Source organism: Veillonella sp. 27098_8_77 (assembly GCF_041431535.1).
GTDB lineage: Bacteria > Bacillota > Negativicutes > Veillonellales > Veillonellaceae > Veillonella.
The window spans coordinates 29818-41670 of the sequence record NZ_JAPVXW010000004.1 but is presented as its reverse complement, the minus strand read 5'-3'; the positions used below and the strand labels follow the sequence as shown (position 1 = coordinate 41670).

Here is an 11853-nt window from a genome sequence, read left to right as displayed (position 1 = left end):
ATTTCCTAGGAACACACATCAATAAAAATATATGATAACCACTTATGAAAGCCCCTATGGGTATCCCCTATCAATATGCGTATTCATGGGGATTAAGAGGTTTATAGCATGAATACAGATCTACACCAACATATGAATATTTATGTAAATTTTCCTAGTATCCTGTATATTACACATTAGGAATTATCAATATAAATTAGTTATGCGTTTTAGGAATAGATGCTAAAAAGTACAGACAAAAGGGCTGTAGCAAAAATGAGGTAATCTCATTTCTGTTACAGCCCTTTTATATATTTTTCTTATGTTTAGACTATATAGGTACTCTTATAAATTAGTACAGGCCTGTTCTATTTGTAAAAGCATCATATTTAAGTGCTCTTATAAATTACTACAGGCCTGTTCTAATTTTAAAAAGCAATGTATATGAATATCTATCCTACTTAAAACAATATCCCAGATCCAATAATTAATTTAATCGCCAATGCAAATACGCCGATGCTCATAAGTGCCAAGATGGCCTTAGCCCTGAGTCGTTTTGCTATTTGAGCGCCTGCTTGGGCCCCAAATATGGCGCCGATACTAGCAGGAATGGCAATATTAAATACGATGTGGTTCTCTACAAGATGGGTAATAACACCAACCGCCGTAGATACAGCCAAAATAGCATGGCTTGTAGCGGTTGCTAAATGTGTTGGAAAGCCCATAATATAGATAAGAGCCGGCACGTGCACGAGCCCGCCACCGATACCCAAAATACTAGAAATAAACCCAACAATAATACTAATGCCAATACCGACTGGTTTATTGTACGTCACCTGCTCCTTGGTTAATGATTCTTCCTTACGTTCTCCTTTTTTACCAAAGTTCTTAAAGCCAATTAGAAATGAGGCACAGAGCATAAAGCAACCAAAGGCAAATTTAAATCCCGGTCCAGAAAATTCATCAGACATTTGAGCCCCTATAATAGCCCCTGGAAATGTGGCTACACTAAAGATTAGAGCGGCACTAATATATACCTTTTTCTGTTTAAGATATGCCAATGATCCTGAAATAGCATTACACATAACAGAAAACAGCGATGTACCAACGATCATGGATGGGGACCACTCTGGGAACCAGTACATAAACAAAGGTACAAACACGATACCACCGCCAGCACCAATAATAGTCCCTAACATAGCCGTAAAAAATCCGACTACGATAAAAAATAGATAGAATAAAACGATATTATCAGTCATATGGATACCTCTACTCTACAATCACTGTAGATCCATTAGGAATAATAGTGATCGATGCATCCGGACCCATAGTTCCACGGGCGATGCTCAATGCTTCATCCAATGTAGACGCAGGCGTCATGTGCATATCACTGATAATTTGGTGATCACAATCTTGGGTCACAACGATGACCTTATAATGATTCAAAATACGCGCTAAAATTTGAATTTTCCATTGATATGGCTTCGTTTCATTGCGAGGTACACCATGAATATCATCGAGGATTTTTTGAGGGCTTTCCATGTTTTTGAAAGCCTCATATAATGCTTGACCACCATGACCTTCTTTACAGGAAGCAGCGATGATGATAACACCGCCATCCTTACAAGAGGCTTCGCCAGCAGTCATGCCCTTTACGGATTGATATAGGTTTTGGTCAGATGGATAGCCACCATTGCTAGTGATAACAATATCAGCAGGAATGGCTTTCACAGAAGACAAGGAACGAATAAACTCATATCCTTCCTTATGCGCATCCACACAATCACCTGCTACAGCCTTAATAATTTCCTTTTTACTATCGATGATAACATTTAGGATGAACTGCAAATTCGCTTTTCGTGCAGCGTACAACATATCCTTGTGAATCGGATTTTCATCGATTTTACCAGTCCGGGAATGCTCGCTTTCAATAAATTCGGCACAATGATTAGCCAACACCGTCACCTTGGATGCAACGCCAGGCAACACGGATTTGCGGCCGCCCGAGAAGCCCGCGAAGAAATGAGGATTAATAAGCCCTTCGGAGATGAGCAATTCCGTTTCCACCGCCAAGCGATTGATGACGCACTTACCGCCAGATGGCAATGTGCCGATTTCCACCATATTCGCAGCATCCTCAGAATCATGATTGATGAGTTTTTCATTATTCACGATATCCTCGCCAAACCGATGCACCATCTCTTCATGCGTCATGGCCCTGTGAAAGCCAGTAGCAATCAAAATCGTAATATCGATCGTCGGATTCACCGCGCGAATGCGACGGAGCAAAATCGGCAACGTCACCTTACTAGGCATAGGGCGCGTATGGTCACTCGTAATGATAACCATATTACGTTTGCCCTCAACCAATGATTCAAGAGACGGACTATTAATAGGGTGATCAAGCGCCTCCTCAACAAGCTCAGCTGGACTCTTCTCCGCCTTATACGCCGCCGCATTAGACACAAGAACCCCTTGCACGAACCGTTCATCAATAGACACATCTACACTTTTATAATCATAAGGAAAAGAATACGTCTTCATATCGGCACCTCCTGTTGTATATACATTAAGTATAACAGAAATACTCAGGAGCAGCTAAATCTTATTCTCAATCCAATTAAACTTAAATACTTAGGAATGCGAGAACCCTCTAAAGAAATCTCCACCGGCCGGGTCTGCCTACGCCCTTCGGGCTCCGCAGGGCCAAAGTCGATTCCTTCAGAGGGCTCTCACATCTTCTAATTCAGTTCAGCCTAGATTGAAAAAAAGATTTATCTACACTATAACAAAAAAGAGTTTAACTATATCATTTTAACTATGGATAATAAAAATCAGTAACCTCAAATTAAACAATTCATTTTCTTTCCTCTATTTCCTGTGGCAATGCAGCCAAATCTTATTTCCAATCTATAGCTGAAGATGTGAAAAAAGGTGAGCCACCTCAAAAAAACGACTTCGGGTCCTTTTCTCTACTACCTGTGGCAATGCAGCTAAATCGTATTTCCAATCTATATGGGTCTAAATGATAAAGGGCTGAGGCCCTACTAAAAAACGACTTTGGCCCTGCGAAGGCCGCAGGCCGAAGTCAGACCCGGCCGGTGGAGTTTTTTAATAGGGCCTCAGCCCTATACATCTTTTAAACTAATTAGATTGGAAATAAGATTTCGCTGCTTTTAATCGTCCTCGTTCACACGATACTTGTAGTTCATCACCCGGTTGTAGTTTTACATCGTTTAAAGGCACGATGTATGTTCCATTCCGGCGAATGCTGACGATTAAGGTGCCGTCTGGTAAGTTGAGGTCTTGTAGTTGTGTATCCACATAGGATGCCACTACAGGCACCTTGGTTTGGAAGAAGGTTTGTACATTTTCCAAATTGCTTTGTCCGCTCATAGCTTGTAATAAGGAATCATAAATAGGTGGTTCTTTCAGCATTTCTGCCACTAAGTATGCTACGATAGTCACGATACCAATAGCATAGATATTGGAAAAGCTATCCGTCATTTCAAGTACGAGTAAAATCGCCAAAATTGGGGTACGCATAGCGGCCGCTAGCATGCCCCCCATGGCACAGATAACGAATTGTGGAACGAAATCGGGAGATATTAACCCTACCGATGAAAACAGGCTTTCACAAAAAGCACCGGCTGATGCACCGATAACAAGCATCGGTAGAAAGATGCCGCCCTGTGCGCCGCTGCCATAACAAAACGTGGTGAGCAAGATTTTACCCAGCACAATGCCGCCGAGGAGCAATACGCCATGAGACTGAAAGGCTAGCTGCCCTACTAGATCATTGCCACCGCCCAATAAAAGCTGGGAATCAAAGCCGATAACGGCCACAGTCACAAAAGTAATCACAAGTTTTAAGAAACGAGAGCATTTCATCCACTCGAAGAAGCGTTTAAAGGCAAATATCATGCGACAAAATAATACGCCGCAAAGACCCATCAAAACGCCGACGCCAAGAAGAACAGGAAAATAGTTGAGAGGCATCCCTGAGGTCACGGAGAATCCGAGGGCCGGCGTGAGGCCAAAGATGGTTACCGTAATGTAATTCGATATGAGCGTAGCCACGAAGGTGGGAATGACGAGGTACGGATAAAAGCTTTTATGCACCTCTTCAAAGACGAACATAGCCCCTGACACAGGCGCACTAAAGGCAGCAGTTAAGCCCGCACCGGCACCAGCCGATGTAAGAATTCGCTGTTCACGAAGGCCCGAGTTCATCCAGTACGATACGATTTTACCGGCAGAGCCGCCGATTTGCACGGCTGGCCCTTCACGGCCCACGGAAAATCCTGCAAAGCCGGTTAGTACGCCGCCAATCATCTTGGAAATGAGCGTACGATACGGCTTCATGTCGAACATGCCAAGCATTTCCCCTTCAATTTGAGGGATACCGGAACCGCCAGATAATGGAGCCCACGTTAAGAGTCGATCAACGATAAAGGCGAATACGACCATCGCAATAAGCCAACCAATAGCCCATTCCAAGGAAATATTCCCCATTAGATGCCATCGGATATGTTCGGACTCAAGGATTAAATAGCGATAGGCTGCACCGAAGAACCCTGCAATAATACCCACCAAAGCCCCTTTAGCAATGAGTTCAGATAATAACACGCGATTCATCGACATATCCGCCAAGGTAGAGCTGCGTTTATTCATTTTCCAAAGTTTCATGCATTCTCCTCCTCGTGGAAAACATATCGAACATCAGTCTAATCTATGTAGAATTCTCCAAATAAAACGAAATCCTCTAAATGGACGGCAACAACGATTTCTCTGTCATCCGTTCTAAACGAAGTTTCTCCGCTACATACGTATCAGTATATTTATAACTAGTATACTTGCCGTTTCCTACTTTTTCAAGAATACCCTTATTGAATAACTTCATAATCAGCCGATATGCCTGCGGTTTAGAAATACCTAGTGCATTGGCCACGTCTGTACGCGTCACTTGATCAGCAGCATTGAGCAACGAATGGAAGGCTTTAATATATGGATTTCCATAAGTCGGTGTAACATCATATACTTGCGAGGTTCCATGTAATCGATATACATAATCAGCAGTATTCAAATAATACAACTGCTTACCATCCATATCGACCGATTGGATAATATTCATCTTTAATAATTGTTGAACATTCATTTCACAGATAGTAGGAGATAACTGACAATCATGGATAATATCGTCCATACTAGATTGTTTGAGTTTACGTATACTATACAAAACCATTAACCCTCTTAAGCTAAGTTCCATGTTGGACTTGACCTGATTTTGTACAATTAGGGTAACAAAATTATCATCTACGGGTGCCTTATCAAAAACAACGCGCACATAAGTACTTGTAGACTCGTCATATCGAGGTACCGGACGCCCTGCAAATAGTGATGGTTCAATAATTTTATCCACACCACGCCCCGTCTTTTCAGCCAATCCGATTCGTTTGAAAGCATCGGCTAATACGGTATTACGACTACGAGGTTCTGCAAACAATACGGAATTGGGTGTAATCCCTTGCATAAAATCGCCAGAACTCGTGATTGATATTTGCTCATCGTTAATTTCAACACGAATGCGCCCCATTTCCGTGTAATCTCTATGAGAATAAGCATTTACTAATGCCTCTCTAAAAGAAATAGGGTCTATATCCATCAATCGAACAGCAACCGGGCCAGGAAATAGTTCCGTCATCATATTGACTAAATCTAACGATTCAATACAGTGCTCAATGGCCTGCAGTGCAGGGATATGCTCTGATACATTCCTAATTAATTTAGTGCCTTTCATCATGGTGAAAGCAGACTCTGCAGTCGGTATTAAATCCCTGATTCGCTCGCCTTTACCTAGTAGTATCAATCCAGCCATTGTTGGGTGAACGGTATCATCTACGGTTTGTACTAATTGTAAGGCTTGAGCTAATTTCAAATTATCCAGCTCAAGTAGCGACTGATCTCCTCTATACTTAGAAATCATGGAGCGCATTCTTTCAAACTCAAGCAAGGACAAATCATCAAATGTCGCATCTAACACCGGATAGGCCGACACATCTAGACCATAGGCATTTACCATATAACGCCGAATATCACGTAAAAACATCGGGTAATTTTCTGGCGTACCATCCCCTTTTAACCGTCGTTGTAATGCCCGTCCACTCGACGTATAAATCAACTCATAACTCTTTGGAACCGCAATACTAATAATAGGTTTTGTAAAACTGTACATAATATCTGTACTAACAGAAACATTAGGCACCGTACGATTAAAAATCATAGCACTTAACCCCGATGTAGACTGGTGGTTTTTATGCACGCCCGTAATAGTCCCATCATCCTCTACGCCAATATATAATGTACCACCCTCTGTATTTGCCAATGCTACAACGGCCTCGACTATTGTTTCTTCTGAAAGTTTCTTAACATCACTTTTAAATTCCGTTCGCAAATCTTCAATCAACCCTATATTTTCTGTATTCTTTGTATGCCCAGTATGCTTCATTTTCACACCTCCTGACCTCTTTACTCACAGTATATCCTTATATCTACATTATGTAAATATCTTACTCACGAATTCGTGAGCAAAAAAGAACAGCATCTATATGATTAATGATTCACCATATAGATGCTGTACAAGATTGTTATTGATTACACGTAATTAGAATATAGATTCATAAATACTAATGATTTCGTCAACAGTTACATCTCGTGGATTACCAGGTGTACATGCGTCGTTGAAAGCAGATTCTGCGAGGAATGGAATATCTTCGCGTTTTACGCCAGCTGCGCTGAGGGATTTAGGAATGCCTACATCGTCGGCTAGTTTTTGGATAACGTCGATAGCAGCCTGACGGTAGGTGCTTTCATCCATAGCATCCACATTAGGCACGCCCATAACACGAGCAATTTCACGGTATTTAGCACCTGTTTCAGGGGCGTTGAATTTCAATACTGCTGTTAATAGCATGGCACAAGCCTTACCATGAGGAATGTCGTACACCGCACTCAATGGATGGGCCATGGAGTGAACGATGCCAAGGCCTACGTTAGAGAAGCCCATACCCGCAATATATTGACCTACGGACATCGCTTCACGACCTGCGTATTCGCCAGCTACTGCGCTACGCAAGGAACGACCGATGATTTCGATAGCTTTCAAATGAAGCATATCAGTTAATTCCCAAGCACCTTTCGTAATATACCCTTCTACGGCATGAACGAGTGCATCCATCCCCGTCGAGGCACATAGGCCTGTTGGCATGGACACGGACATATCAGGGTCGATGATAGCAATAATTGGAATGTCATGAGGGTCTACACAAACAAATTTACGGTTCTTTTCCACGTCAGTGATAACGTAGTTGATGGTAACCTCTGCAGCCGTACCGGATGTAGTAGATACAGCAATAATCGGCAAGCATGGATGTTTTGTAGGTGCCACGCCTTCAAGGCTACGCACATCACTAAATTCAGGATTCGTCATAATCGTAGCAATAGCCTTACTCGTGTCTATAGCACTGCCACCGCCTACAGCAACGATCACATCAGCACCAGCTGCCTTACAAGCAGCCACACCAGATGTTACATTTTCAATGGTTGGATTCGGCTTAATATTGTCATATACATCGTAAGCAATACCTGCCGCATCAAGCAAATCCGTAACCTTTGTAGCCACCTTAAACTCAAATAAGTCAGGCGTAGATGTAACGAGGGCCTTTTTAAAATGGCGATTCTTAATTTCGTTTACAATCTCTTGAATCGCACCTTGTCCAAAATACGACGTGCCGTTCAACATAATTCTCCGAGACATACACTTCACTCCTAACGAATAAACAATAAACCGATAGAGAATAACTATACTTAGTAATTCTCTATCGGTTTATAAAAGTCCTGTATAGGGTTATAAATATGTTGTTATGAATACACTATATACTATGGATTAACCTAGTATTTATATCTCATGATTCATCTTCATGAGCAAGATTCGTTTCACAGACTCATCCAGCCGTTCCTTAGAGATGGTGCCGTCTTTGACGGCTTTCATAAGCCCATTATAGGCCTCTTGCATGTGTTCGTACTCATGACATACGAGCAAGATATCACTGCCCGCTTGAATGGATTGAACAGCCATATCGCCGAAGGTATAGTGTTTCGCGAGGGCGCCCATGTCCATATCATCGGTAACGACGACGCCGTTATAGCCCATGTCCTTGCGAAGCCAATCGGTGATGATTTTCTTAGATAAGCTAGACGGATGATCAGGGTCAATTTGTGGATACATCGCATGGGATACCATAATCATATATGTATTTGGTTTCGACTGTTGAATAAGGTCTACGAATACCTTCGTATCCTCAGCGAGCAACGTATCTTTAGACACAGGCACTACGCTACTATCTGCATGTAAGTCTACATCGGTTTTGCCAATACCAGGGAAATGCTTGTACGAATACCATAGGCCGGATTCGTCATAGGCTTTGCCCACAACGCCTGCAAATTTCACAACTTGGTCGGGATTCGTGCTATATGAGCGACCATAAGTTAATCCCAAGTCCGCATCAGGCGCAAAATTAATATTAAATCCAAGGTCCTTAAGTTCAGTCCCTACTTGTTTAGCTAGATTTGCTGCATGGTCAACAGAACCTTGACCCAGCTCTTCTGCAGGGGGTACCTTGATCAACTTGTCCTCCATGCGCGCCACGGCGCCACCCTCTTGGTCGATGCCGATGAACAATGGCGTAAGACCTGCACTTTTACCGGCCTTATTAATATCGGTAATGAGCGTTTTCACCTGATTCTTGCTCTCCATATTGCGGTCAAATAGAATAATGCCGCCCACTCGATATTCGTTAAGCATAAATTTCGCGTCATCATTCAAGGTTGTGCCGTGAATACCAATCATCAACAATTGGCCTACCTTGTCCGCATCGGACATATTAGCCACAAGTTTATCTACCTTTTCTTCTGGTGAAAACTCGCTCTGCACTACCGCTTCATAGGTTACAGACTCTGCCTTCTTGGCAAAGGGATTATGGAATGTACAACCAGATGTCAGTGCCAGTGCACCAATCATCGTTACTGCCAATATACGTCGTAACATATTAACCTCCAAGTATAATTTATATTGCTTATAGTATAACATCTTCATATCAGATTGGCTCACGATATACAAATCACCATAATCTATGCTATACTAAACTATATCGCAAAGTTTCGATATAATTTAGTATGTAATGACTCATGTGAGTCCAAGAGGAATATATGGAATTTGAAAATAACCAAGTACCAGAGGAAATTCTGGACAAATTAACAAAGGTGTGTACATGTCGCAGCATTACACGCAAAACGATTAAAGAGGCCATTTTTAATGGGGCTCATACATTTCCAGCTGTAAAAGAAGCAACTCGAGCAGGCACTGGTGCCTGTGGAGGTAAGGGCTGTGGTCCACGCATCGTAAAATTACTAGCCGAACTCAAAGAACAAGGCCGCATTTAACATAGACCCCCCTTGTTTTAAAATAGAACAGGCCTGTTCTATTTTATAAGACCATATATAAGGCTCATTAGAATTACTACAGGCCTGTTCTATTTTGCGGAACTATATATAGGGCTCTTTAAAATTAGTACAGGCCTGTACTAATTGCTAAAACACAAAAAGCTATTAGTTGATCATAAACAATCAACTAATAGCTTTTTAAGTTTAAAGGGCTGTTTTGTTGGGTTATAGCACCAAATTCACGATGCTTTCAAAACCAGAGAAAATAGATTTTTGCAAGGGCACAAAGATGTGCGAAGCAATCGGTGAATTTAGTATAACGATTAAGATGAGTAAGGAAACCATGCTGAATCGCGCTACATGGATTTGCCATTTCAGAGGCAGAAAATTCATCAAAATATGGCTGCCATCGAGGGGTGGCACAGGCATTAAATTTAGGATGGCAAAGTTAATGTTGTACACAACGATGAGAAGCAATACGAGATATAAGGAGTCATTGCCCAACAAGTTCGCTGCTTCCAGGCATCGCATAACAACGTAGCCGATAAAGGCCATCACAAGATTCGCCATAGGCCCTGCGATGGATACAATCATATCATCAGTGCGAGGGTCCTTAAAATTGGTAGGATTTACCACAACTGGTTTGGCCCAACCAAATCCACCTATGATTAAGGCCAAGGATCCAATGAGGTCTAGGTGTACAAAAGGGTTCATCGTAAGTCGCCCCATCATACGCGGTGTAGGGTCACCCAGTAAATCTGCCGCCTTAGCGTGAGCATACTCATGCCCTGCAGCAGCAATGATCAGCGCCGGAATGGACGCGATAATCATAATTAAACTTAATCCAGAAAGAATCATATTACTCCTTGTTATCTAATAGAACTTGGCTAGTATAGCATTTAATGATTTATTTCCCATTTACTGATTTGCTTCCCATTCGGTAAAGCCCGCATTAATGCAAGATAATGCGTTCAATACGCGTGGATAGCCAATATACGGCACACATTGGGAGGCAATGCTAATTAAAAATCTCTTATCATTTCCTACGTTCAAATTACCAATGACATGCGCCTTAAGCTGCGCTTCACAACCGCCTTGGGCCATGAGGAAACAGAAGGTAATGAGCTCACGTTGTTTAGTGCTTAGGCCTTTACGAGTATAGTAGTCGCCGAACATGTTGGCTAACCATTTATTGATATGGCGCGTATCTTCTGGCCCTGATTGGTAGAAGTTCCGCATTCCTTCGCCCCAGATTTCCACTTGCTTTTCGATACCCTTTTCAAGACGGTTTTCACTGGTAATCGTGCTGCGATGAGGGTTTTGAATTTCTTCATCTCGATAATCAAGAATCTTATTGGTAATTTTAAAGAACGGACGCACCTGTCCGATGCCAAGATACGGTACCGCTTGATAAATGAGCTCTACGATTTCATCGGGGATAACACCAAAATTTATTGCGGCTGGCATCATCAATGAATATTCGTCTGTAGCACCGGCTCCAACCAAGGTAGCTAAAATAGCCAAAAAACGACTATGCGCTGCTACATTACAACCATCCTCCGTAATGACCTCGTGAAAGGCAAAGTTTTCAAATAGATCTTCAAACTCAGGGTCTATATATCCTGCTGGCGATGCAATATCGGGGAACATGCGTTCCGTATAGGCTTGCGCAAATTCAGATTTTGCCATCCTTACCTCCTAAAATACTTGTTAAGCTTTCACCTAACATACAGTTAATAGGCTTTCACCTAACATACAATCTATCAACATCATAATTATATGATATCTATACATTCATATAAATACAACAATGGTGAAAGCCCCTTATAAAGAACTTTCACCATTATACGTATCATTATAAGTATTTAATTATTATGCATGAACGTTTACAGTTGCAGGAACAGCATTTACATCAGGGAATGCAAAATCTGTGCCATATACTTCTTTCCAAGCAGCTTTGAACATGTTGAATTCGTTTGTGCCAGGATTGATTTGGTACAATTGACCATCTGGAGCAAAGCGATATACAGTGTGCAAGCTAGGATGCACAATATACTTGAACAATGTAGCTTCGCCGTATTGGTTGTTATGCATATTTACTACATTAATACCGAATACATAGTTGCGGCTACCATCGATCAAATTAAATTGAGATGCTTTGTCGAAGTAGTAAGTTTCTGTACCGTTCGCACTGTTTGGCACTTCTGGGTAATTTGCCAAACCGTTCCAGTTAGCAGCACTCGCTACAGAACCAACTAATAATGTTGCTGCAAGAGCAAATGTAGTAACTAATTTCTTATTCATAATGTTCGCCTCCACCCTAAACGGGTAACACTAGGTCTACTCTCTATGACCCAATAATACAATATCTAA

The 11853-nt window shown here is 41.9% G+C and carries 10 protein-coding genes; 1 reads left to right on the top strand and 9 read right to left on the bottom strand.

From position 1 onward, the window contains the following. Positions 1-440 precede the first annotated feature (440 nt). From O3617_RS03610 to O3617_RS03585, 6 genes are all read right to left on the bottom strand, one after another. A complete protein-coding gene (locus tag O3617_RS03610) occupies positions 441-1238 on the bottom strand; it encodes a sulfite exporter TauE/SafE family protein (RefSeq protein WP_371448729.1) in 798 nt (265 codons plus the stop codon). 10 nt (positions 1239-1248) lie between these two features. Continuing rightward, entirely contained in the window at positions 1249-2523 is a 1275-nt protein-coding gene (gene larA, locus O3617_RS03605; protein WP_371448728.1) for a nickel-dependent lactate racemase, read from the bottom strand. 600 nt (positions 2524-3123) lie between these two features. After that, the gene (locus tag O3617_RS03600) at positions 3124-4668 is read right to left on the bottom strand and encodes a ClC family H(+)/Cl(-) exchange transporter (protein WP_371448727.1); all 1545 of its coding nucleotides are present in this window, start codon (positions 4666-4668) and stop codon (positions 3124-3126) included. A gap of 76 nt (positions 4669-4744) precedes the next feature. Then, entirely contained in the window at positions 4745-6487 is a 1743-nt protein-coding gene (locus O3617_RS03595) for an RNA-binding domain-containing protein (RefSeq protein ID WP_371448726.1), read from the bottom strand. 156 nt (positions 6488-6643) lie between these two features. Then, entirely contained in the window at positions 6644-7795 is a 1152-nt protein-coding gene (gene fucO / locus O3617_RS03590) for a lactaldehyde reductase (RefSeq protein ID WP_371448725.1), read from the bottom strand. Positions 7796-7936: 141 nt separating this feature from the next. After that, positions 7937-9085, bottom strand: a complete 1149-nt coding sequence (locus O3617_RS03585; RefSeq protein ID WP_371448724.1) for a glycoside hydrolase family 3 N-terminal domain-containing protein — start codon at positions 9083-9085, stop codon at positions 7937-7939. 161 nt (positions 9086-9246) lie between these two features. On the opposite strand from O3617_RS03585, the gene O3617_RS03580 reads away from it, so the two are divergent. Further along, positions 9247-9480: a (2Fe-2S)-binding protein gene (locus tag O3617_RS03580; protein ID WP_371448723.1), complete on the top strand. Its 234-nt coding sequence runs from the start codon at positions 9247-9249 to the stop codon at positions 9478-9480. A gap of 225 nt (positions 9481-9705) precedes the next feature. Here O3617_RS03580 and O3617_RS03575 read toward each other — a convergent pair whose 3' ends face one another. The 3 genes from O3617_RS03575 to O3617_RS03565 all read right to left on the bottom strand — a co-directional run bounded on the left by O3617_RS03575 (position 9706) and on the right by O3617_RS03565 (position 11784). Continuing rightward, the gene (locus O3617_RS03575) at positions 9706-10338 is read right to left on the bottom strand and encodes a site-2 protease family protein (RefSeq protein ID WP_371448721.1); all 633 of its coding nucleotides are present in this window, start codon (positions 10336-10338) and stop codon (positions 9706-9708) included. 60 nt (positions 10339-10398) lie between these two features. Then, complete coding sequence (locus O3617_RS03570) at positions 10399-11169, bottom strand: carboxymuconolactone decarboxylase family protein (protein WP_371448719.1); 771 nt, start codon at positions 11167-11169, stop codon at positions 10399-10401. A 183-nt stretch (positions 11170-11352) separates the two neighbouring features. Continuing rightward, positions 11353-11784 carry a hypothetical protein gene (locus O3617_RS03565; protein WP_275249458.1) on the bottom strand — a complete coding sequence of 144 codons (432 nt, stop codon included), beginning with the start codon at positions 11782-11784 and terminating at the stop codon, positions 11353-11355. Positions 11785-11853 lie beyond the last annotated feature (69 nt).

Coding starts and splice junctions, on each gene's coding strand:
- fucO (WP_371448725.1), bottom strand. CDS start 7,795: ATGTCTCGGAGAATTATGTTGAACGGCACGTCGTATTTTGGACAAGGT.
- larA (WP_371448728.1), bottom strand. CDS start 2,523: ATGAAGACGTATTCTTTTCCTTATGATTATAAAAGTGTAGATGTGTCT.
- O3617_RS03575 (WP_371448721.1), bottom strand. CDS start 10,338: ATGATTCTTTCTGGATTAAGTTTAATTATGATTATCGCGTCCATTCCG.
- O3617_RS03565 (WP_275249458.1), bottom strand. CDS start 11,784: ATGAATAAGAAATTAGTTACTACATTTGCTCTTGCAGCAACATTATTA.
- O3617_RS03570 (WP_371448719.1), bottom strand. CDS start 11,169: ATGGCAAAATCTGAATTTGCGCAAGCCTATACGGAACGCATGTTCCCC.
- O3617_RS03580 (WP_371448723.1), top strand. CDS start 9,247: ATGGAATTTGAAAATAACCAAGTACCAGAGGAAATTCTGGACAAATTA.
- O3617_RS03610 (WP_371448729.1), bottom strand. CDS start 1,238: ATGACTGATAATATCGTTTTATTCTATCTATTTTTTATCGTAGTCGGA.
- O3617_RS03595 (WP_371448726.1), bottom strand. CDS start 6,487: ATGAAGCATACTGGGCATACAAAGAATACAGAAAATATAGGGTTGATT.
- O3617_RS03585 (WP_371448724.1), bottom strand. CDS start 9,085: ATGTTACGACGTATATTGGCAGTAACGATGATTGGTGCACTGGCACTG.
- O3617_RS03600 (WP_371448727.1), bottom strand. CDS start 4,668: ATGAAACTTTGGAAAATGAATAAACGCAGCTCTACCTTGGCGGATATG.